The organism is Methylobacterium sp. 4-46 (assembly GCF_000019365.1).
Lineage (GTDB): Bacteria > Pseudomonadota > Alphaproteobacteria > Rhizobiales > Beijerinckiaceae > Methylobacterium.
The window spans coordinates 4,626,649-4,647,599 of record NC_010511.1 but is presented as its reverse complement, the minus strand read 5'-3'; the positions used below and the strand labels follow the sequence as shown (position 1 = coordinate 4,647,599).

Annotated in this window: 21 protein-coding genes; 9 read left to right on the top strand and 12 right to left on the bottom strand. The window is 74.1% G+C overall.

The genetic code is table 11. The features are described from left to right. Positions 1-12: 12 nt before the first annotated feature. The gene (locus tag M446_RS20125) at positions 13-2,373 is read right to left on the bottom strand and encodes a putative bifunctional diguanylate cyclase/phosphodiesterase (RefSeq protein WP_043702583.1); all 2,361 of its coding nucleotides are present in this window, start codon (positions 2,371-2,373) and stop codon (positions 13-15) included. A gap of 251 nt (positions 2,374-2,624) precedes the next feature. Here M446_RS20125 and M446_RS20120 point away from each other — a divergent pair, with 251 nt between their 5' ends. Next, positions 2,625-2,837: a hypothetical protein gene (locus tag M446_RS20120; protein WP_012333946.1), complete on the top strand. Its 213-nt coding sequence runs from the start codon at positions 2,625-2,627 to the stop codon at positions 2,835-2,837. Positions 2,838-2,933: 96 nt separating this feature from the next. Here M446_RS20120 and M446_RS20115 read toward each other — a convergent pair whose 3' ends face one another. After that, positions 2,934-3,350 carry a hypothetical protein gene (locus M446_RS20115; RefSeq protein ID WP_012333945.1) on the bottom strand — a complete coding sequence of 139 codons (417 nt, stop codon included), beginning with the start codon at positions 3,348-3,350 and terminating at the stop codon, positions 2,934-2,936. Positions 3,351-3,549: 199 nt separating this feature from the next. Here M446_RS20115 and M446_RS20110 point away from each other — a divergent pair, with 199 nt between their 5' ends. After that, positions 3,550-6,006 carry a type IA DNA topoisomerase gene (locus M446_RS20110; protein ID WP_265576399.1) on the top strand — a complete coding sequence of 819 codons (2,457 nt, stop codon included), beginning with the start codon at positions 3,550-3,552 and terminating at the stop codon, positions 6,004-6,006. 15 nt (positions 6,007-6,021) lie between these two features. On the opposite strand, the gene M446_RS20105 is transcribed toward M446_RS20110, so the two are convergent. The 5 genes from M446_RS20105 to fliL form a co-directional block, all read right to left on the bottom strand. Continuing rightward, positions 6,022-8,118: a methyl-accepting chemotaxis protein gene (locus M446_RS20105; RefSeq protein WP_012333943.1), complete on the bottom strand. Its 2,097-nt coding sequence runs from the start codon at positions 8,116-8,118 to the stop codon at positions 6,022-6,024. Between the two features lie 173 nt (positions 8,119-8,291). Beyond that, positions 8,292-9,224, bottom strand: a complete 933-nt coding sequence (locus tag M446_RS20100; RefSeq protein ID WP_012333942.1) for a MotE family protein — start codon at positions 9,222-9,224, stop codon at positions 8,292-8,294. Continuing rightward, on the bottom strand, positions 9,221-9,712 hold the full coding sequence (locus M446_RS38595) for a DUF6468 domain-containing protein (RefSeq protein ID WP_012333941.1): 492 nt from the start codon (positions 9,710-9,712) through the stop codon (positions 9,221-9,223). The genes M446_RS20100 and M446_RS38595 overlap by 4 nt, the downstream gene beginning before the upstream one ends. A 35-nt stretch (positions 9,713-9,747) precedes the next feature. After that, a complete protein-coding gene (gene fliM, locus M446_RS20090; protein WP_012333940.1) occupies positions 9,748-10,959 on the bottom strand; it encodes a flagellar motor switch protein FliM in 1,212 nt (403 codons plus the stop codon). Between the two features lie 21 nt (positions 10,960-10,980). After that, positions 10,981-11,481: a flagellar basal body-associated protein FliL gene (gene fliL / locus M446_RS20085; RefSeq protein ID WP_012333939.1), complete on the bottom strand. Its 501-nt coding sequence runs from the start codon at positions 11,479-11,481 to the stop codon at positions 10,981-10,983. A 264-nt stretch (positions 11,482-11,745) separates the two neighbouring features. Here fliL and flgF point away from each other — a divergent pair, with 264 nt between their 5' ends. Genes flgF through flgH form a run of 4 tightly spaced genes read left to right on the top strand, consistent with a single transcriptional unit; the run spans position 11,746 to position 15,105 of the window. Next, positions 11,746-12,492, top strand: a complete 747-nt coding sequence (gene flgF / locus M446_RS20080; protein WP_012333938.1) for a flagellar basal-body rod protein FlgF — start codon at positions 11,746-11,748, stop codon at positions 12,490-12,492. A 13-nt stretch (positions 12,493-12,505) separates the two neighbouring features. Further along, positions 12,506-13,297 carry a flagellar basal-body rod protein FlgG gene (gene flgG, locus M446_RS20075; RefSeq protein WP_012333937.1) on the top strand — a complete coding sequence of 264 codons (792 nt, stop codon included), beginning with the start codon at positions 12,506-12,508 and terminating at the stop codon, positions 13,295-13,297. A gap of 18 nt (positions 13,298-13,315) precedes the next feature. After that, on the top strand, positions 13,316-14,359 hold the full coding sequence (gene flgA / locus M446_RS20070) for a flagellar basal body P-ring formation chaperone FlgA (protein ID WP_012333936.1): 1,044 nt from the start codon (positions 13,316-13,318) through the stop codon (positions 14,357-14,359). A gap of 5 nt (positions 14,360-14,364) precedes the next feature. Further along, complete coding sequence (gene flgH / locus M446_RS20065; RefSeq protein ID WP_012333935.1) at positions 14,365-15,105, top strand: flagellar basal body L-ring protein FlgH; 741 nt, start codon at positions 14,365-14,367, stop codon at positions 15,103-15,105. Between the two features lie 136 nt (positions 15,106-15,241). On the opposite strand, the gene M446_RS20060 is transcribed toward flgH, so the two are convergent. The 4 genes from M446_RS20060 to M446_RS20045 form a co-directional block, all read right to left on the bottom strand. Next, positions 15,242-15,634 carry a GcrA family cell cycle regulator gene (locus tag M446_RS20060; protein ID WP_036270822.1) on the bottom strand — a complete coding sequence of 131 codons (393 nt, stop codon included), beginning with the start codon at positions 15,632-15,634 and terminating at the stop codon, positions 15,242-15,244. A gap of 253 nt (positions 15,635-15,887) precedes the next feature. After that, positions 15,888-16,307, bottom strand: coding sequence for an RNA polymerase-binding protein DksA (gene dksA / locus M446_RS20055; RefSeq protein WP_012333933.1), 420 nt, complete (start codon positions 16,305-16,307; stop codon positions 15,888-15,890). 181 nt (positions 16,308-16,488) lie between these two features. Beyond that, positions 16,489-17,862 carry an MBOAT family O-acyltransferase gene (locus M446_RS20050; RefSeq protein WP_012333932.1) on the bottom strand — a complete coding sequence of 458 codons (1,374 nt, stop codon included), beginning with the start codon at positions 17,860-17,862 and terminating at the stop codon, positions 16,489-16,491. A gap of 57 nt (positions 17,863-17,919) precedes the next feature. Continuing rightward, positions 17,920-18,336 carry a flagellar assembly protein FliX gene (locus tag M446_RS20045; protein ID WP_012333931.1) on the bottom strand — a complete coding sequence of 139 codons (417 nt, stop codon included), beginning with the start codon at positions 18,334-18,336 and terminating at the stop codon, positions 17,920-17,922. 249 nt (positions 18,337-18,585) lie between these two features. Between M446_RS20045 and M446_RS20040 the strand changes: the two genes are divergently transcribed. Genes M446_RS20040 through M446_RS20030 form a run of 3 tightly spaced genes read left to right on the top strand, consistent with a single transcriptional unit; the run spans position 18,586 to position 20,537 of the window. Further along, a complete protein-coding gene (locus M446_RS20040) occupies positions 18,586-19,701 on the top strand; it encodes a flagellar basal body P-ring protein FlgI (protein WP_012333930.1) in 1,116 nt (371 codons plus the stop codon). A 28-nt stretch (positions 19,702-19,729) separates the two neighbouring features. Next, positions 19,730-20,080 carry a rod-binding protein gene (locus M446_RS20035; protein WP_012333929.1) on the top strand — a complete coding sequence of 117 codons (351 nt, stop codon included), beginning with the start codon at positions 19,730-19,732 and terminating at the stop codon, positions 20,078-20,080. Then, positions 20,064-20,537: a hypothetical protein gene (locus M446_RS20030; RefSeq protein ID WP_012333928.1), complete on the top strand. Its 474-nt coding sequence runs from the start codon at positions 20,064-20,066 to the stop codon at positions 20,535-20,537. The genes M446_RS20035 and M446_RS20030 overlap by 17 nt, the downstream gene beginning before the upstream one ends. A gap of 82 nt (positions 20,538-20,619) precedes the next feature. On the opposite strand, the gene M446_RS20025 is transcribed toward M446_RS20030, so the two are convergent. Next, positions 20,620-20,943 (bottom strand): porin, encoded by a 324-nt coding sequence (locus M446_RS20025; protein ID WP_012333927.1) that lies wholly within the window; start codon positions 20,941-20,943, stop codon positions 20,620-20,622. Positions 20,944-20,951 lie beyond the last annotated feature (8 nt).

Sequence of the window (20,951 nt, the reverse complement as noted above, 5' to 3'; positions counted from 1 at the left end):
CGGGCCGGCGGATCACGGGGCGTCGCGGGCCCCGCGCGCCTGCGCCGCCGCGCCGAGCCGGGTGAGCTCCCCGAAGGCCTCGATCGGCAGGGGCTTGCCGATCAGGTAGCCCTGCGCCTCCTGGCAGGCCTCCGTGTCGAGGAAGGCGAGCTCGGCCAGGGTCTCGACTCCCTCGGCCACGACCGGGAGCCCGAGGCCGCGCCCGAGGCCCAGCACCGCCCGCAGGATCGCCGCCGCCTCGCGGTTCTCGTCCACGGCGCGGACCAGCGAGCGGTCGATCTTGATCTTGTCGAAGGGGAAGACGCGCAGGTTCGACAGGGACGAGTAGCCCGTCCCGAAATCGTCCATGGCGATCCGCAGGCCGAGCGCCTTCAGGCGCCGCAGGGTGACCAGGGCGCGGGCGGGCTCGCGCACCAGGGCGGTCTCGGTGATCTCCAGTTCCAGCCGCGCCGGGTCGAGGCCGGTCTCGTGGAGCACCTCCTGCACCACCTGCGCGAAGTCCGGGTGGTGGAGCTGGACCGGCGAGACGTTCACGGCCACCCGCAGCGGGCTCTCCCAGCCCGCGGCCTCGCGGCAGACCTGGCGCAGCACCCACTCGCCGATCGCCAGGATCGACCCGGTCTCCTCGGCGATCGGGATGAAGCGGTCCGGCGGGACCTGCCCGCGCTCCGGATGGGTCCAGCGCAGCAGCGCCTCGAAACCCACCACCCGCCCGGAGGCGACGTCGATCTGGGGCTGGTAGACGAGCGCGAACTCGCCCCTGCGCGCCGCCTGGCGGAGGTCGTGCTCGAGGCCGCGGCGCTCGCGCAGCTCGGCGCCGAGCCCGACCTTGAAGATCCGGAACCCGTCCCCGCCCTGCGCCTTGACGGCCGCCAGCGCGGCCTCGGCGCGGCTCATCAGGCCGGCCGCGTCCTGGGCGTCGCGCGGGAACAGGGCCGCCCCGATGCTCAGGGTGAGCGCGGGCAGCCCGCTCTCCCGCCAGATCTCGGGCCGCAAGGCGGCCAGGACGCGCTCGGCGAGCCCGGAAACCTCGTGCTCCCGCTCCAGGCCCGGCGCCAGGACGGCGAACTCGTCGGCGCCGAGGCGGGCCAGCACCTGATCCTCCGCCAGGGCGCGCTCCACCCAGCGCACGATCAGGCGCAGGCCCGCGTCGCCGGCCGCCTCGCCGCAGGTGTCGTTCACCTCCTTGAAGCGGTCGACGTCGAGGCAGAGGACCGCCAGACCGCGCGCGCCGCGCGCGGCTTCCGCGACCGCGCCCTCCAGCCGCTCGTTGAACCGCGCCCGGTTCGGCAGGCCGGTCAGGGCGTCGTGGTGGACGAGGTACTGGATGTGCCGCTCCGCCTCGAGGCGCGCCGTGACGTCGCGCACGGCCAGGGCCCGGTGGGGCCGCCCCGCGACGGTGATCGGGCGGAGCGCGGCCTCGGCGGCGACGCGCTCGCCCCGCCCTCCCACCAGGGTCACCGCGACGGCGCGCCCCTCCGCCGCGTCGAGGCGCGCCTGGCCCTCCCCCTCGAGCAGGTCGCCGAGCCGGCGGCCGCGCAGGCGCTCGGCCGGGCAGCCGAGCAGGGCGGCGAGGCTGGTATTCGCGGTCACGATCCGGTCGCCGTCGCAGAGGGCGATGCCCTCGATCGAGGCGTCCGCGAGACTGCGCGCGAGGTCCTGCTGCTCGCGCCGGCGCCGCGCCTGCCGGTCCACCGCGAGGGTCGCCAGGACGACGGCCAGCAGCATCAGGCTGGCGACGCCGACCACCGGAGCGATGCCGTCGTCGGACAGCGCGGCGAGGCCCTGATGGGGCAGGTCCTGATGAACGAGGTTGCGCTGCCCGAGGTAGCGCGCGAGCCCGGCGCAGACGAGGACGAGGCTGCCCGCGCTCTGCCGCCCGGGCGCCTCCCCGGCGGCGAGCCGCATGCCGAGGGCACCGATCAGCGCCGCCGCCCCGGCTCCGGCGCCGACTCGCGCGAGGTCGCCCAGGGACGTCGCCCCGCCGATCAGGTCGAGATCGTGCGGCGCCAGCACGCCGAGGCCCAGGAGCGCGCCCCCGGTCATCCGCAGGGCCGGGCGCGGATCGAGCGCCAGCCGGAGAGCGGCCGCGAGGGTCACGACGGAGGCGGCCAGCGACAGGACGACCGGCACCGCGCCGAGCGGCACCGCCGCGTCGTCGGCCAGGAGGGCGACCACCTGCGCCGCCCAGAGGGCGAAGCCGCCCGCCGCGGCGGCGGTCGCGAGCCACACGCGCCGGGCCCGCCCGCCGCCGCCCTTCGCGTGCTGCAGGAGGTCGATGGTCGTGACCGTCGCCATCAGGGCGAGGAGCGCGGCGAGGCCGAGCAGCCTGAGCTCCTGTGACCCGGACAGGGATTGAAGGCTCGTCGTCACCCCGCGCACCCGTCGCCGGCCACCCTCCCGGCGACTTTCCCTTAGGTCACGTTGCGGAGGCGTTAACGCGCCGCGCGCGTCGGCCGCGCCGTCCGCGGCCCGGGCGGGACCGCGTCCGCTCGCGTGCGCCCGAGCACCACGCCGGATCGCATCCCGCGGCTAGATCGTTGTGACCCGGCAACCGACCGGGCGTGACAGGCGAGGCGGGCGAGATGAGCGGGCGATCGAGACAATGGGGGGCTGGTCACCGGATGAGCCGCGGCAGGCGCCGCGCCGCGACGCCGGTCCGCAGGATCCTGTACGCGGTCGACGTGCTCGACGCCTACATGCCGTGCGAGAATCGGCCGGCCAACGACAACGCGGCCTGCCGCGCGGGGTGGCCCGCGCAGCGCCGCCCCGCCTTCCCCGCGCTGCGCGTGGTGGCGCGGCGGGATCAGGAGGGGACGCCCCGCCGCGCCCCGTGACGCCCGGCAGGAGCGCGGGCCGCCGCTGCGCCGAGGATCAGGATCGCGGCTCACGCCCGCCGCGGAAGCGGTGATGCGTCGGCGAACGATCTCGGGTCAGGGATTGCAGGGCATCGCGGCCGCGCCCTGGGCCACGAGGGCGGCGAGGTCGCGCAGGTCCGCGGGCTGGCGCCGGCTGCGCGCCACGGCGGTGGCCTCCCGCTGCAGGCGGGCGTTGCAGGCGCAGGACGGCACGCCCCCCGCCGGCGTGCAGGCATCGTGGTGCATGCAGGCCCGGTCGAGCGCGTCGACCGGAGGGCGGCCCGGGCCGCGGTCGCCGGGGCCGCAGTAATTCCCGTGGAAGACCAGGGAGCCGTCGACCAGCGGATTCGCGCCCGGCGCCAGCCGCGGCAGCACCACGCCCGGAAGACCCGGCGGCTCCACCAGCAGGCCCTGCGCGCGCGCCTGACCCGCAAGACCAACACCCACGAATGTCAGGATTGCGGCGGCCAGAACGCTGTTCCGTATATCCATGGTACTGGTCCTCTCGGCAAGTTTCCCCTCGTCATCCAAGATGACATCCGCCCTCGACGGGGCAAGCTGGGGATGATGACTGAGGCAGGGGCGCGCCGAGGCGATGCGCCGGGAGCCGGCGCGGACCCGCGTTGACGGGCGCCCGCCCGGCCGATATGTTCCTGATCCGTTCGCATTCTGCCGCTGAGGATCTGGCGCCATGGCCCGTGGCCAGGCCGGAAGGACGTTGTTCTTCTTCGAGAAGCCCTCGGCGATGCGCGAGCTGCAGCGCTTCTTCCGCGCGCCGACGACGGTCTGCATCGCCGCCGAGGGGCACCTGCTCGCCGCGCAGGAACCCGCCGAGATCAGGCCGGCCTGGAAGGCGTGGCGGTTCGAGGACCTGCCGATCGCCGTCGACGAGATCCCGCTCTGCTGCGGGCAGAGCCGGTCCGGGGCCTCGCACGCCGCTCGGATCGCGGCGATCCGCCGGGCCCTCGACGGGGTCGAGCGGGTGATCATCGCCACCGATCCGGGCCGCGAGGGCTCGATGATCGCCTGGGAGGTGCTGGAGCACCTGGGCTATCGCGGCCGGGTCGACCGGCTGCGCCTCGGCGCCCTCGACGAGGTCTCGATCCGGCGCGCCTTCGCGGCCCTGGGGCGCGACCCGGATTCGGGCGAGCGGGACTACGCCGCCTACCAGGAGGCGCTCTGCCGCCGCTACGAGGATTGGCATCTCGGACTCAACGGCACCCGGGCGGTGTCGCTGCGCCTGCGCCCGGCGGCCTTCCGGGAGCCCTGGCGCTTCGGCGGCGTGCAGACGCCGACCCTCGCGCTGCTGGCCGATCTGGAGCGGCGCATCCGGGACTTCGTGCCGCGGGAATTCTTCCGGATCGCGCTGCCGGTCGCAACGGTGAGCGGGGCGGAGTTGACGCTGTGGCACGCGCCGAAGGAGCGGATCTTCGCCCGCGAGGAGGCGGAGGCGATCGCGGCCGCGGCGCGCGGCTGGGCCGGGCCCCTCGCGGTCGCCGAGCGGGACGTGCGGCGCCCGCCGCCGCGGCTGTTCTCGAAGGACACCCTGGCCCGGCGCTGCGCCAAGAGCTTCGGCTTCGACCCGCAGCGCACCGCCTCCCTGGCCCAGGACCTCTACGACCGCGGCTTCCTGAGCTACCCGCGCACCGAATCCGAGCACTTGCCGGAGAGCCAGAGCGGCGACGCGCCGGCCGTGCTCGCGGCGCTCGGCGCGAGCCTGCCCGACCTCGCCGGGCTCGTCCCGGCGCCCGGGGCGGTCGTGCTCCGCCGCGGTCCGCGCGGCCACTACGTCAAGGATCCGGGCGAGCACCACGCCATCGTGCCGCTGCGCAAGGTGCCGCGGCCGGGCGAGGTCGGGCCGGAGGCGTGGCGGCTCTGGGAGCTGGTGGCCAAGGCCTTCCTGGCCGCCCACCTGCCGGACGGGATCGACGCCCGGACCACGGTCTCGGCCGAGGTCGCGACCGCGCTCGGGCCCAAGCGCTTCGCGGTGACCGGCAGCGTCGTGCGCGCGCCCGGCTGGCGGGCGGTCTACGGCGCCGAGGCCGAGGACGAGGAGCCCGTGCCCGGCAAGGCGAAGCGGGAGGACGAGCCCTCGGCCGGGCGCCTGCCGCCGGTCGCACCGGGCGAGGCGGCCCGCGCCGGCGAGGCGCGGGTCGAGGGCGCGATGACCGAGCCGCCGCGCCGGATCACCCGCGGCGAGCTGCCGGTGGTGATGGGCCGGCTCATCGACCAGGTGGAGGATCCGGCGCTCAAGCGCGCCCTGGAGAACCCGGCGAACCCGAACGAGCCCCGCGGCCTCGGGACGGCCGCGACCCGCGACGCGGTGCTGCCGAAGCTGGAGAAGAGCGGCTACGTCGTCCTCGGCGGCGCTCTCCCCGCCGATGCGCGGGCCGGTGCGGGGGGCAACGCCCCGCGGCGCCGGCGCGACACCCCCGGCCGCGCCGACCGGGGCGGGGGCGGCGCCAGGGGCCGCGACCCCACGATCACCGTGACGGAGGCGGGCCTCGCCTTCATCGACGCCGTCCGGCGGGTCTTCCCGGCCTACGGCGACCCGGTCGGGCGCGCGGTGTTCGAGGCGGACCTCGCCGAGATCGGCCGGGCCGCGACGCGCGCCGAGGCGGTGAGCCGGGCCGAGACGTTTCGGCAGCGGACCCGGGCGCGCCTCGACGCGCTGATCGCCGCAGTGGCCGGGCTGGAACGGGCCGCCGTCGAGGGCCCGGCCGCCGCGCCGGCCGGGCGGCCGCCGAGCGACGCGATGGTGGCCTTCGCGACGGCGCTCGCCGCCCGGAAGAACCTGCCCCTGCCCCGCGGCGTCGCGCGCGACGCCGCGGTCTGCCGGCGCTTCCTCGACGCGCACGCGGAGAAGCGGGAGCCGACCGCGCCGGGCGCCCCGCGCCCGCCCACGCCCGCCATGCTGCGCTACGCCGAATCCCTCGCGCGGGAGGCGGGCCTGCCCGACCTGCCCGAGGAGGCGCGGACGGAGTTCGCGGCCTGCCGGGCCTTCCTCGACGCGCATGCCCGGCCGGCGCCCGCGGAGGCGCGGGAGCGCGCCGGCCCCCGCCGGCCCGGCGCGGGGCGCCCGCGACGGAGGCCCGCGCGCTCACCCCGCGCCCGGACGGCGGGGACCGCCCTCGGGGAGCCGGCCTGATCCGGGCCCGCGCGCTCAGGCGGCGCGCAGGCCCGAGAGGAAGCGCGTCACCTCCTCCGAGAGGTGCTGCGCCTCGCGCGAGAGGTCGGAGGCCGAGGACAGCACCTGGCCGGCGGTGGTGCCGGTCCGCTCCGCCGCCCCCGCGACGCCCGCGATGGTGTTCCTGACCTCGCCCGCGCCGTCCGCCGCCTGCGTGACGTTGCGCAGGATCTCCTGCGTGACCGCGCCCTGCTCCTCGACCGCCGAGGCGGTGGCGACCGCGAGGCCGCTGATCTCCCGAATCCGCGCCGCGATGCCGCCGATCGCCGCCACGGCGTTGCCGGTCGCGCCCTGGACCTGCCCAATCTGCCGGGCGATCTCGTCGGTGGCCTTGGCGGTCTGGTCGGCCAGGGCCTTCACCTCGGCGGCGACCACGGCGAAGCCGCGCCCCGCCTCGCCGGCCCGCGCCGCCTCGATCGTGGCGTTCAAGGCCAGCAGGTTGGTCTGGCTCGCGATCGAGGAGATGATCGACACCACGTCGCCGATCCGGGCGACCGCGCCGCTCAGTTCGTGGACGAGCGAGGCGGTCTGGTCCGCCTCGCCGACCGCCACGCGGGCGAGATCCGCCGAGCCGGAGACCTGCCGGCCGATCTCCTGGGCCGAGGCGCCGAGCTCCTCGGTCGCGGCCGCCACCGCCGCGACGTTGGACGCGGCCCGCTCGGCCGAGGACGCGACCCGCGCGGAGCGGTCCGCCGTCTCGGCCGCGGTGCTGGTCATCGCGCCGGCGGCACTCTGCAGCGCGTCGGCCGACGAGGAGACGACCGTGATGATGCCGCTCACCGCCGCCTCGAAGGCGTCGGCCAGCTGGCGGCGGCCGGCCCGCCGCTGCTCCTGGGCCGAGAGGCGCTCGCGGGAGGCCTGCTCCTCCATCGCCCTGGCGTGGACCAGGTTCGTGCGGAAAACCTGCACGGCCGCCGCCATCGCGCCGAGCTCGTCCCGGCGTCCCGCCCCCGGCACCTCGACGTCCATGCGCCCGGCCGCGAGGTCCTGCATCGCGACCGAGAGGTTCAGGATGCCGCGCACCACCCTGACCTGCACGATCACGAGCGCCGCCCCGGTGAGGAGCACCAGCGCGACGATCAGCGCCGCGCAGAGGGACACCGCCCGGCCGGCCTGCGCCGAGCGGGCCTGGGCCTCGGCGACGGCCGCGTCCAGCAGGGCGACCGCCACGTCGACGATGGCGGCCTGGCCCTCGAAGACGCTCATATCCCATTCCCGGCGCGGCAGCTGGATCGGGCGGCCGTCATGCACCGCGGCGGTGGCGGAGTCGCGCATCCGCGCCATGCTCCCGGCGTAGTTCAGGTCCTGGGCGCGCGCGTAGGCGTCGCGCACCGCGGCCTCGAAGCCGCCGGCCTTGATCATGCGGCCGACGAGCTGCCAGGCGCTGCGGTTCTGGGTGTCCGCCTGGCCGAGCTCGATCGCCTCGGCCGGCGTGGCCGGCCGCCCCGCCGCCATCAGGTTGTTGGTGACGAAGGCGTGCTGCCCGATCGAGGTCCGGGCCAGCCAGGTCGTCATGCGCGCGTCGAGATGTCCCGAGAGCGCGGGATCCAGCGCGCGGATCTCGGTCTCGACGGCGTCGGAGGCCGCTTCGAGGAGCGTGACGAGGCGGGTTCCGAGTTCCATCATCCGCTTGCCCAGCGCGGGATCGCGCGCCGGGAGCTCCTGGCCGTAGGCCGCCGTCACGGACGGGCGCAGCCGCTTCCACTCCTCGTAGAGCGCGTCGATCTCGGCGCCCTTGTCGCGCAGGGCGGGGCTCGCCACGCGGCGCATCTCCCCCACCGCCCGCGCGACGGCCTGATCCAGGGCGGGCCGGGCCTCGAGCGACTTCTCCCGGTTCCAGCGACCGGTCTCGAGGTCCTGCATCAGGGCGGTGAAGCCGTAACCGCGCTCCAGGCGCGTCCCGGTCAGCCCGAGGAAGAGCGCCCGGTCGGCCGCCACGTAGGTCGCGACCCGGTCGGCGACCTCCCTGCGGTCGATCAGCCCGGCGAGCTGGAACGCCGCGAGCGCGACCGCGGCGAGCCCGAGCCCTAGCGACAGTGACATGACGACGACGCGGATCGACAGGGACCGCATGGGGAGCTCCCGATTGCTCGAATCCGCCGGATGATCGGCGGCAAGTCTGTATTCTTCCCTAAGGAAAGCGGCCCTCCGATCTGGACCAAAGGCCTATCCGGGCTGTAGCGCGTGGTCGCGTCGGAAGCCGGAGCACTCGGGCCCCGGGATGCCGGTCCGGCGAGGCCGGGGCGTCACCGCCCGGGCGGAGGCTCGATCGCCGGCAACTCGTTCGGGGGCAGCGCGGCGGCGCTCGGCGCGGGCGGCGGGACGGGGGCGCCGCGGGCGCGCATCGCCAGGGCGACCGTCAGCTTCTCGGCGGCCTCCGGCTGCATCACCGCCAGCACCTCGGCCATCTTGCGCGGGTTCATCGCCACCACGACCGGCACCAGCACGTCGAGGGAGAGCCGGTCGAAGACGCGCGCCGCCTCCTTCGGCTTCATGGTCTCGTACATGGTGACGAGGGGCTTCAACCCCGCCGCCTCGCTCTCGCCGCGCTTGGCCACGGCGGCGCCCTCGGCCTTGTCCTCCAGGGATTTCAGGTCGCGGATGCGCGTCTCCAGCCGGCGCTCGGCGTTCTCGAGGAGCTGCTCGCGGGTGTCGAGGTCGCGGTTGCGCTGCTGCAGCGCGTCGCGGCGGGCGCCGAGCTTCTCGAGGATCGCCCGCTCGCTGGAGGCGCCCTCGGGCGCGGCCCTGGGGGCGGGCCGGGACGCGGGCGGCTCCCTGCCCGCCTCCCTGGTCTCCCGCTCGGCCTCCTCCTTCGACCCGACCGAGCCGGTCACCGAGGGGTCCGGCAGCTCGGCCCCCGCGCGGGCATGCGAGAGCACGCGGGCGAAATCCGTGCGGCGCGCCGGGCCGTCCTCCGCCGCGAGGCTGAGGAGCTTGAGGATCAGCAGGCCGCCCGCCGCGAGCGCGACCGCATCCACGAGCCGCAGGCGCGGGCTCGGCCCCCGCCAGGAGGGCTTCTTGACGAGCTTGCCGGGCGAGGGCCGCCCGCGTCCGGCGCGGGGCTTGGCGTCTGGCTTGACGTCTGGCTTGACGCCTGGCCTGGCCTCTGGCCCGGACGGGCGATGGGTGGGCCGCGTCCCGGCGAGCCGCGCGGCCAGCCGCCGCAGGGTTCCGCTCATGCGGCCTGGCTCTGGAGGCGGTTGAGGGCCCGCTCGCTGAGCGCGCGGGCGGCGGCGGCGGCGGCGCCGAGGCGCTCGGCGGTCGAGGGCTCGGGCGGGGCGGCGGGCGCCCGGGCCGGGGCGGCGGACATCACGGCGGGCGCGGCCGCGGCCGCGGCCGGGCGTGCCTGGGCGACGATGCGGGCGATGCGCTCCACCACCTCCTCGCCGGCCCGGACCTGCTCGGCGAGCCCCGCCGTCGTCGCCTCCGCCACGGTGAGGCGCTCGGCCAGGGTGCGCTCGCAGGCGCCGAGCGTCGCGCGAAGCCCGGTGATGGCCCGCTCGGCCGATTCGGTCGCGATCATGAGGTCGCCGATGGTGCGGCGCATGGCGGATTCGTCGGCCTTGAGCCGCACGATGCGGCGGCTCAGCGTCACCGACGAGACGATGCTCGCGACGAGGAGCACGGCGACGAGCCCGTCGGCCAGCAATCCGACCAGGGCTGTCATGGCGAAGCCGCTTGCGCGAGGGCGTGGGACACGGTTCAGCCGTCCTTCTGGTTCTTCATCGAGGCCTCGAAGGCCGCGAAGGTGGTGCGGGCGCGCCGGAGCGGGCGGGTGACCTGGACCGCGATGCTGTCCTCCAGCCGCCCGATCCGCCCCTGGCTCAGCGCCCAGTCGCCGCAGCGCAGGGTGATGAGGTCCGTGGGCTTGGCGTCGAACAGGATCGTGTCGCCCACTTCGAGGGCGAGGACGCGCTTGAGCGGCAGGGTCATCTGGTGGAGCACCGCCTCCACCTCGACCTCGGCCTGCCAGATCTCGGTGGCGAGGTGCCCCTCCCAGACGTGGTCCCGCCCGAGCTTCTCGCCCATGAAGCTCTGCAGCAGCAGGTCGCGGATCGGCTCGATCGTGGCGTAGGGGAACAGGATCTGCAGCAGGCCGCCGCGGCCCTCCATGTCGAGCTTGAGGTCGATCAGGATGGCGGCGTTGGCCGGCCGGGTGATGGTGGCGAAGCGCGGGTTCGATTCGAGCCGGTCGATCTGGAAGCGCACCGGCGAGAGGGGCTGGAAGGAGGCTTCGAGGTCGCCGAGGATGATCTCCAGCATGCGCCGCACCAGCGACATCTCGATGCTGGTGAAGGGCCGCCCGTCGAGGCGGATCGTCGTCGTGCCGCGCTTGCCGCCGAGCAGCAGGTCGAGCGTCGCGTAGGCGAGGTTCGAATCGACCGTGACGAGGCCGGAATTCTCCCACAGGTCGGCCTTGAACACGCCGAGCAGCGTCGGTAGCGGAATCGCGTTGAGGTAGTCGCCGAAGCGCACCGAGGTGATGTTGTCGAGCGTGACCTCGACGTTGTCCTGGAAGAAGTTGCGCAGGGAGGTCGACAACAACCGGATCATCCGGTCGAAGATGATCTCCAGCATCGGCAGGCGTTCGTAGGAGACGACGCCCGAATCGACGATCGCGCGGATGCCGCCCGCGCCCGAGGCCGAGAGTTCCCTCAGCGAGAAGCCGAGGACTTGGTCAATCTCCTCCTGGTTGAGGATCCGGTCGTTCCCGGCGAGTTCGGGGAGGTTCTCGGCCTCGCCCTCGTCGATCATGTTGGCCCATTCGGCCGCCATGTCGCTCGACAGGGTCGTGCCCTGCTCGGCGAGGGCCGCGCCCCATTCCTCCGCCAGGGAGGCGTCGCCGCCGGCATTCTGCTCGGCGAGCGCCGCCGCCCAGTCGTCGTCCAGGATCTCGTCGTCCGGTCCGGCCAAGGTGCTGGTCCCTTCCCGCGGCTACTGGATCACGAATTCCTTGAACAGCACGGCGTCCACCCGGGCCGGGTAGACCGCGACGTTGACGCGCCGCAGCAATTCCTCCCGCAACCGGTAGGTGCCGATCGAGCCGTCGAAATCGGCCGGGCGCATCTCGCGGATGTAGACCTGGAAGGCGTCCTCGATGCGCGGCATCAGCGGCTGGATCTCGGCCGCCGTCTTCGGGTCGTGGACCTCCAGGGCGACCTTCAGCTTGATGAAGCGCACGTTCGGCTGCCCGACATCCGGGGTGAGGTTCATCACGAGGTCGCGCACGTCCAGGAAGGTGATGGCGGGCTTGGCCTCGGCCACCTCCTCGGTCTTTCCGGCGCGGTACTTCACGAAGCCGTAGCCGCCGCCCGCCAGGAGCAGGACGACGAGCGCGCCCGCGACCAGGGCGAGCGTCTTCCCGCGCTTCGCCTCCGGGCCCCCGCCCTCCTCGCCCTCCTCGCCCTCGGGCGCCTTCTTCGGCTTCTTCGCCATGGCTGACCGCGTCCCGCAACCCGCCCGACCGGCGGGGCGTGCGGCACAAACGGTAAAGGAGCATGGTTAATCCGCCGTTAAGGCGGCAGATCCTGCCGGGTCGAAGCTGCCGCCCGGCGCTCCCGGCTCGCGGCCGGGAGCGCCGGGCATTCGTCCAAGCTGCTGTCGCGCAAGGATTTTCCCCGCCGGCGCGACCTGGCACGGCCCCTGCGATCCCCTCTCCCTGCCGACCCGGCGGGGAAGGGTTCGCGGAGCGCAGGGACGATGCAGAACGCGCAGTTGATCGGTCTCTCGGCCCAGATGGCGCTCGGGCGCGAACTCGAGGTGATCGCCAACAACATGGCGAACGTCTCGACGACGGGCTTCAAGGGCCGCACGACGCATTTCCAGGAATACCTGATGCCCAAGGCCCGGGCCGAGACCTTCCGGATGCCGGACCGGCGCCTGTCCTACGTCATCGACGCGGGCACGCCCCTCGACCTCGCGCAGGGGCCGATCGAGTCGACCGGCAACCCGCTCAACGCGGCGATCCGGGGCGACGCCTTCTTCGCCGTGCAGACGCCGCAGGGCGAGCGCTACACCCGCAACGGCGCCTTCGAGCTCAACGCGCAGGGCCAGCTGGTCACGAGCGACGGCAACCTCGTCCTCGGCGAGGGCGGGCCGATCCAGATCAACCCGCAGGAGACGGGGCTGGCGATCGGGGCGGACGGCACCGTCTCGACCAGCCAGGGCAACCGGGGCCGGATCCGCCTCGTGGCCTTCGCGGATCCGCGCCAGCTCACCAATGCGGGGGCGAACCTCTACGCCGCCTCGGCGCCGCCGCGGCCCGCCGGCCCCCTGGCGCGGATCGAGCCCGGCGCCCTCGAACGCTCCAACGTCAGCCCGGTGCTCACCATGACCCGCATGATGGAGGTCAACCGCGTCTACGCGCTCGTCGCCGACACGATCGCGCGCATGGATTCCCTGCGCGGCAGCGCCATCCAGCGCCTCGCCGATGTCGGCAACGCCTGAGGAGTGAGCCGCGATGCGCGCCCTCTACGCCGCCGCCACCGGGATGGCGGCCCAGGAACTCAACGTCCAGGTCATCTCCAACAACATCGCGAACCTGCGCACCACCGGCTACAAGCGCCAGCAGGCGCATTTCCAGGACCTGCTCTACCAGAACCTGCGCCGGGCCGGGACGGCGACCTCCGACCAGGGCAACCAGCTGCCCGCCGGCCTCGCCCTCGGCTCGGGCGTCAAGACCACCTCGACCGCCCGGGTGATGAGCCAGGGCACGCTCTCCTCCACGGAGAAGACCTACGACGTCGCGATCCGCGGCGAGGGCCTGTTCCAGATCACGATGCCGGACGGGCGCACCGCCTACACGCGGGACGGCTCGTTCGACCTCGACGCGCAGGGCCAGATCGTCAGCCGCGACGGCTACCTGCTCAACCCGGCGATCACGGTGCCGAACAACGCCACCGCCGTGACGATCAGCGCCTCGGGGCTGGTGCAGGCCACGCTGCCGGGCCAGACCGCGCCGCAGAATCTCGGCCAGATCCAGCTCGCGCGCTTCGTCAACAAGGTCGGGCTCGAATCGATCGGCGACAACCTCTTCATCGAGACCCAGGCCTCCGGGCCGGCGATTCAGGGCAATCCCGGGACCGAGGGCTTCGGGAGCCTCCAGCAGAGCTACCTCGAGGAGGCGAACGTCAACGCCGTCACCGAGATCTCGTCCCTGATCGCCGCGCAGCGCGCCTACGAGATGAACTCGAAGGTCGTCACCGCCGCCGACCAGATGCTCTCCACCACCTCGCAGATGTTCCGCGGGTAGCCTCCGAGGTCAGCCCAGATGAGCTTCGATCCCCATGAGCCGCCGGTGCGCGCGAGGACCTGCGCGCTGCTCAGCGCCGGCATCCTCGGCCGCACGGCCCTCGCCCTCGTCGCGCTCGGCTTCCTGACCCTGCCGGTGCTCGCGGCCGGGCCCGAGCGCCCGGTGCTGCGGGGGGACATCACGGCCCGCCGCGACGTGATCACCCTCGGCGACCTCGTGTCCGGCGCGCCCGCGGAGCTCGCGGAGCGGCCCCTGTTCCGGGCGCCGGCCCTCGGCGCCACCGGGACGATCCAGGTGCGCCGCATCATGGAGGCGGCGGCCCATCTCGGGGTCGAGCCGCCGGAGAGCGGCGGCCGCCTCCAGGTCACCGTGCAGCGGGCGGCGCGCCGCATCGCCGCCCCCGAGATCGAGGCCGCCCTGCGCGAGGCCCTGGCCCGCCTGCGGGGCCTCGACGCGGCGAGCCTCTCGGTGGCCTTCGACGGCGAGGCGCCGGTGCTGACCGTGCCGGTGGATCTCGACGCCCCGGCCCACGCCGCGGAGGTGACCTACGATCCGCGCAGCCGCCGGGTCTCGGGCCTCGTCACGGTGGGCGAGCGCCAAGCCTCCCTGCGGGTATCCGGGCAGGTCATCGAGATGGTCGAGGTCGCGGTGCTCGCCCGGCCGCTGGCCCGGGGCGAGACGGTCGGGCCGCAGGACGTGACGCTGGAGCGGCGCCCCCGGGACGCCGCGCCGCCCGACGGCGTGGCGGACGCCGCGTCCCTGGTGGGCCAGGTCGCCCAGCGCGCCCTCGCCCCCGGTCAGCCCCTGCGGAGCGCCGACCTCGCCCGACCCGACCTCGTCCAGCGGGGCGAGGCGGTGACGATCCTCTACGAGGGGCCGGGAGTGAGCCTCGCCCTGGGCGGGCTGGCCCGCGAGGGCGGTCCGCTCGGCGCGACGGTCTCGGTCGTCAACCCCGTCTCCAAGAAGGTGCTGCAGGGCACGGTGGTCGGCCCCGGCCGGGTCAGCGTCGGCCCCGCCCCGCGCCCCGCCAGCCTCGCCGCCGCGCTCCCCGCCCGCCCGTGACCGCCATGCCCCTCGCCTCCCGCCTCGCCCTCGCCTGCCTGCTCGGGGCCGGCCTCTCGGCCTGCAACACGGTCGACCGGCTGAGCCAGATCGGTGCGCGGCCGCCCCTCTCGGCCATCGAGGACCCGACCGCCCAGGCCGGCTACAAGCCGGTGCGCCTGCCGATGCCGGAGGTTCAACCGGTCTCCTACGCGCCGAACTCCCTCTGGCGCACCGGCTCGCGCGCCTTCTTCAAGGATCAGCGCGCCGCCAAGGTCGGCGATCTCGTCACCGTGAAGGTCAACGTCACCGACAAGGCCAACCTCAATAACGAGACCAAGCGCTCGCGGGCGAATACCGAGGCTTTCGGCGTCCCGAACGCGTTCGGGCTGGAGAAGAGCGCCAAGCTCATCGGCGCGGCCGATCCCAAGAACCTGCTCGACACCGCGTCCACCATGAGCAACGACGGGGCGGGCTCGATCCAGCGGGCCGAGACCGTAACCACCAACGTGGCGGCGATCGTCACGCAGGTGCTCCCGAACGGCAACCTCGTGGTCGAGGGCAAGCAGGAGATCCGGGTCAATTTCGAGGTGCGCGAACTCGTCGTCGCCGGGGTGATCCGCCCGGAGGACATCGAATCGGACAACACGATCGATTCGGCCAAGATCGCGGAGGCGCGCATCGCCTATGGCGGTCGCGGCCAGATCACCGACGTGCAGCAGCCCCGCTACGGGCAGCAATTCCTCGACGTGATGCTGCCCTTCTGAACCCGCTCGGCGGGGGCCGCGGCGCGCCGCGCCGGCCGCCCCCGGCTGAGCCGAACGGCCCCGGCCATTCCGCTCAAGTCCCTTGGTCTCGCATCATCTTCGCCGCCGAAGCGGTGACCGGTTCGGCGCGGAATGCTCAGCGCCGCGCCGCGCGCTGCGAGCGCTCGACCGGCGTGTAGGCGATGCGCGCATGGGCCTCGCAATAGGGCAGGCCCGGCTGGCGCTTGGCGCCGCAGAAGCGGAACTCGCTGCCGAGGGGATCGCCGACCGGGAAGCGGCAGGACCATTCCTTGAGCAGCAGGATCGGGTGCAGCGGCATCTCGGGCTCGGCCGGCCGCGTGTCGTTCGCGGGCGGATTCGCCTCCGCCGCGATGTTCTTGCGGGCGAGACCGAGCCGATGGATCTTGCCCATCACCGCGTTGCGGTCCTTCAGCCCGAGGCGCTTGGCGATCTCGGTGCCGGTCAGGCTCTGGCTCCAGAGCCGCTTCAGTTCCTCGATCCGCTCGTCCGTCCAGGTCGACATCGCCATCCCGTCGATCACTCGCCGAGCGAGATGTTGACGATCCGATGCCCCGACACCAGCGGCTGCCGCGCTGCGGCGAAGACTATCCACCGCGAATCGCGCGCCGCCGCCGCACCGGCGCGTCCGCGGCGACGCGCCACATGGGAGGCCCCGGTCAGACGCTGTCGGGACAATCACGTCCGGACAGCGGATGACACGCCCGCGCGGCGCGTGAGCGACGCCGACATCCGTATCGCGACGCAATCCATCGGATGTCGGATCAATCGTCGCGGTAGACGCGCTCGCGGCGCTCGTGGCGCTCCTGAGCCTCCAGGGACAGGGTCGCGATCGGCCGCGCCTCCAGGCGCTTGAGGGAGATCGGCTCGCCCGTCTCCTCGCAATAGCCGTAGGAGCCGTCCTCGATCCGGGCGAGCGCCGCGTCGATCTTGGCGATCAGTTTGCGCTGCCGGTCGCGGGCGCGGAGCTCGATCGCCCGATCGGTCTCGGATGATGCGCGGTCGGTCAGGTCCGGGTGATTCTCGTTCTCGGTCTGCAGGGCGACCAGGGTGTCCTGGGCCTCCCGCAGGATGTCCTGCTTCCAGCTCAGCAACTTACGGCGGAAATACTCGCGCTGCCGTTCATTCATGAAAGGCTCGGCATCGCTGGGGGCATAACCGTCCTCGATCACGACCTTCGCCATCACGCCCCTCGATACATCGCAGTTTACGCGGCCGGCGCCGTTCGGTGCAGGCGTATAATCGAGCCAGGATGGCCCGACAACGTGGCTTCCTCGTCACGCGAGGTTCGGACCGCCCCGGCCCGCCCCCCTGCTGCCCGCGCGCCACGGCGGCGCGCCGCCCGGCGCGGCGCGGCCGCTGCCCTCAGAACTGGAAGTAGATGAAGGTGTAGTTCGCCTCGTCGCCGATCCGCAGCAGCGCGGCGGCGAGCAGGAGGCCGAAGGCGGCGGCGGCGGCGGGCCGGGGCGGGATCCGGTGCACCGCCGCCCAGGCGGTCGGCCCGGCGAGCGCCGCGACCAGGGCCGGCAGGAAGGCGCGCCACTTCAGCCCCTCCCCGGCCGGCCCGAAGCCGGCGAGCCCCTTGTAGATCGCGACCGCCGCGTCGAAGGAGGGGGCGCGGAACAGCACCCAGGTCAGCGTCACGAAGCCGAAGGTCAGCGCCCAGCCGAGGAGAGCCGGCATGGGCCATCCGGCCCGCCGCCACAGCAGCCCGGCGCCGAGCCCGAGCCCGTGCGCCGCGCCCCAGGCCACGAAGGTGAGCCCCGCCCCGTGCCAGAGGCCGCCGAGCGTCATCGTGGCGAGGAGCGCCCCGAGCTGCACCGCGAGCCCGCGCCGGTTGCCCCCGAGCGGCACGTAGAGGTAGTCGCGCAGGAAGCGCGACAGGGTCATGTGCCAGCGCCGCCAGAAGTCCCGCAGGGAGGTCGCCCGGTAGGGAGCGTCGAAGTTCTGCGGCAGGACGATCCCGAACAGGAGCGCGAGGCCGAGCGCCATGTCGGTGTAGCCCGAGAAGTCGAAGTAGATCTGGAACGTGAAGGCGAGCGTGGCCTGCCAGGCCTGCGCCACCGCGACGGCCTGGCCCTGCGCCGCCGCCTCGAAGACCGGATTGGCGTAGGCCGCGAGCGGATCGCCGAGGAAGACCTTCTTGGCAAGGCCCAGGCAGAGCAGCATCAGCCCCCGGGCGAGCCGCGGGGCGGCCTCCGGGCCCGCCGAGGGGGGCGCGTCGAATTGGTGGAGGATCTCGCTCCAGCGCACCAGCGGCCCCGCCAGCACCTGCGGGAAGAAGGCGAGGTAGAGGGCGTAGCGGGTGAGATCGACCGGCGGGGCGCGGCCCGCCCGCAGATCGACGAGGTACATGATGTGGTGGAAGGTGAAGAACGAGATGCCGAGCGGCAGGGCGAGGCTCGGCCGCGTCAGGTCGAGACCCGGCACGAGGTTCGCGAGGTCCGTCAGCCAGCCCGCGTACTTGAACAGGGCGAGGAGCGCGAGGTTGGCGACGATCGCCGCCGGGATCGCCCGGCGCCCCCCGCCCGGGCCGGCCCGACGCGCCACGAGCCAGTTGAGGCCGATCGAGCCGGCGAGCAGGGGCACGAAGCGCGGATCCCACCAGCCGTAGAAGGCGAAGGACAGCAGGACCAGCAACGGCAGGCGCCAGCCGGGCCGCAACCGCAGCACCAGGGCGTGCAGGGCCAGGGCCAGCGGCAGGAAGCCGAGGAGGAACGGGAAGGAGTTGAACAGCATCGCGGCCGGTCCGGGCGGGCGCCCTTCTGGGCGATCGGATCCGGGGCGTCAACGCGGTCAGCCCGAGAGGCCGAGCTTGGCCAGCTCGACCTCGGCCCTGAGTTCGATCTGCCCGATCAGGTCGTCGAGGCGCGGATCGCCCGACGCGCCGCCGCGCTCGGCGAGGCGCGCGGCGATCGCCTTCAGGTCCTGGGTGCTGACCCGCCCGCCGAGCAGGGCCGCCTTGAGCCGGTCGAGGGCGTCGAGCAGGTCGTGGCCGCGCCGGGCGCTGCGGCGGCGGCGCTCGCCGGGATCGTCGGGCTGGCTCTGGAGGGTGAGGATCGCGTCGAGCCCCGCCAGCGTCGCGGCGCCGCCCGCGCTGGTGGGGCCGCGCGGCGCGGCCTCGGGCGCGACCGCGAATGCCTGCGGGCCCTCAGCCGGGCGCCTGACGCCGCCGCCCGGGGCGGCGGTCACGATGCGGGGATCGACGCGCATGACGCTCCTTGGCGCTCCTCCGAAGCGCCTCCGCGAGGGCCGGGATCGACGGGGAGCCTGCGCCAGCATGGTGAACGAAACGTAAAGGCGCCGGCAAAAGCTGCCGGGCCGGCCGATTCCGCCGGGCGCGCGGGGCCGGCCGGGCCGCTCGCCGGCCAGGAACATCCTTGATTCTCAGAGACTTCGCGGGACGCGGCGGCTGGCACGGTCCTGGCACCCGGATCCTCGGCCGTTCCGTCAGGATGCGTGATGCGTCTCTCCCGCCTCGTTCCGATCCTCCTCCTCTGCCTCGCCGCGCCCCTGGCGGCGGGCCCGGCCCGCGCCCTGTCGCGGGTGAAGGATCTCGCCACGATCGAGGGCGTGCGCCCCAACCAGCTCGTCGGCTACGGCATCGTGGTCGGGCTCAACGGCACCGGCGACACGCTCAACAACGTGCCCTTCACCAAGCAATCGGTGCAGGCGATGCTGGAGCGCCTCGGGGTCAATACCCGCGGCGCCACCATGCGCACGGCGAACCTCGCCGCCGTCATGGTGACGGCGAACCTGCCGCCCTTCGCCGCCCAGGGCACCCGGATCGACGTCACGGTCTCCTCGCTGGGGGACGCCAAGTCCCTGCAGGGCGGCACGCTCCTGGTCACGCCGCTCCTCGGCGCGGACGGCGAGGTCTACGCCCTGGCGCAGGGGTCGCTCGCCATCGCGGGGTTCCAGGCCGAGGGCGACGCCGCCAAGGTCACCCGCGGCGTGCCGACGAACGGGCGCATCGCCAACGGCGCCATGATCGAGCGCGAGATCGAGTTCAAGCTCGGCCAGCAGCGGGCGCTGCGGCTCTCGCTGCGCAACCCGGACCTCACCACCTCGAAGCGGATCGCCGCGGCGATCAACGACTTCATGGGGGCCGACACGGCCGAGCCCACCGACCCCTCCACCGTCACCCTGCAGGTGCCGCCGCGCTACCAGGGCAACATGATCCGGCTGCTCACCGAGATCGAGCAGCTCAAGGTCGAGCCCGACCAGACCGCCCGCGTCGTGATCGACGAGCGCTCCGGCATCATCGTGATGGGCCGCGACGTGCGCGTCTCCACGGTGGCGGTGGCGCAGGGCAACCTCACCGTCACGATCACCGAGCAGCCGCAGGTCAGCCAGCCCGAACCCCTGTCCCAGGGCCAGACCGTGGTGGTGCCGCGCACCGCCATCAAGGTCGAGACCGGCGACCGCAACAAGCTCGCCCTCGTCAAGGAGGGCGTGAGCCTGCGCGAGCTCGTGGACGGCCTCAACGCGCTCGGCATCGGCCCGCGCGACCTGATCTCGATCCTGCAGGCCATCAAGGCCTCGGGCGCCCTCCAGGCCGACATCGAGGTGATGTGACGGCCCCGCCGCAAAGGAGATTCCCGCCATGCTCCCCCTCGCTCCTCTCGCCGCCACCACGGCGATCGCCGCCGGCCGGGCCCTCGCGGGCGTCGCCGGCGCCGCGCTCGGCACCGCGACCGGCGGAACCGCCAAGATCAGGAAGACCGCGCAGGACTTCGAGTCGATGTTCCTGGAGACGACCCTCGACAAGCTGAACGGGTCGACCGGGTCCGACGGCCCGCTCGGCGAGAACGGCACCGGCGGCGGCGTCTACCGCTCGATGCTGAACAAGGAATACGCGCAGAGCATCGTGAAGAGCGGCGGCGTCGGCATCGGCGACCAGGTGATGCGCGAGATGCTGCGCATGCAGGAGGCGGGGAATGCCGCCGCGGCCTGAGCCCGTGCGGGTCGCGGATGCGGCCGCGGCCGAGCGCCTCGTCGCCGAGACGCTCGGACGGATGAGCGCCCTCGAAGCCGCCCTGGAGGCGGAGAGCGCGCATGTGCGCGCGGGCCGCCTGCGCGAGGGATTGGCGGGCGAGGCCGCGAAGGCGGCCCTGGCCGGCGCCTACCTGACCGGGCTGGAGGAGGTGAAGGCGAATGCGGTGGCGCTGGCGCGCTTCGCCCCGGCCGGGATCGCGGCGCTGCGCGAGGCGCATCGCCGCTTCGCGGCGGTGCTGGAGCGCAACCAGGCGGTGCTCGCCACGGCCCGCAGCGTCTCCGAGGGGCTGCTGAAATCGCTCTCGGCGGATCTCGCCCGGGCGGACCAGCCCCAGGGCTACGGCCGCGCCCGGCCGATGCCCTCGCCCTACGGGGCGGCCCGGGCGACGCCGCTGGTCCTGTCGCGCAGCCTGTAGGGCCGTGACGGTCCGCGACCTCGCCGCAACCCGCGATATCGGGCGGAGCGCCCGGGCCGGACATCGCCACGTCCTCGACCGCTCAGCGCATCGGGGACCCGGCGCGCAGGCGAATGAAGGCCCGCGCCGGGCCGACCTCCGTCTCGGTGCGGGCGTCGAGGTCGAGGCGCCCGCCCGCGCCGGTGCGCGCGGCCTCGCGGGCGGCCGGACCCCGCCCGCCGGCCGTCCCGGCCTCGGCGGCGACCCGACCGCCGATCCGCAGGCAGGTCCCGCTGCCCGGCAGCGCGGCGAAGCGGGGCCCTTCGGCGAGGCAGGGCGTCGGCGTGCGGGGCAGGTCGAGGTCGAGCGCCCGGGCCGGTGCGGCGAGGAAGCAGGCCGCCGCCAGCGTCGCGATCGCACGGCTCATGTCGCTGA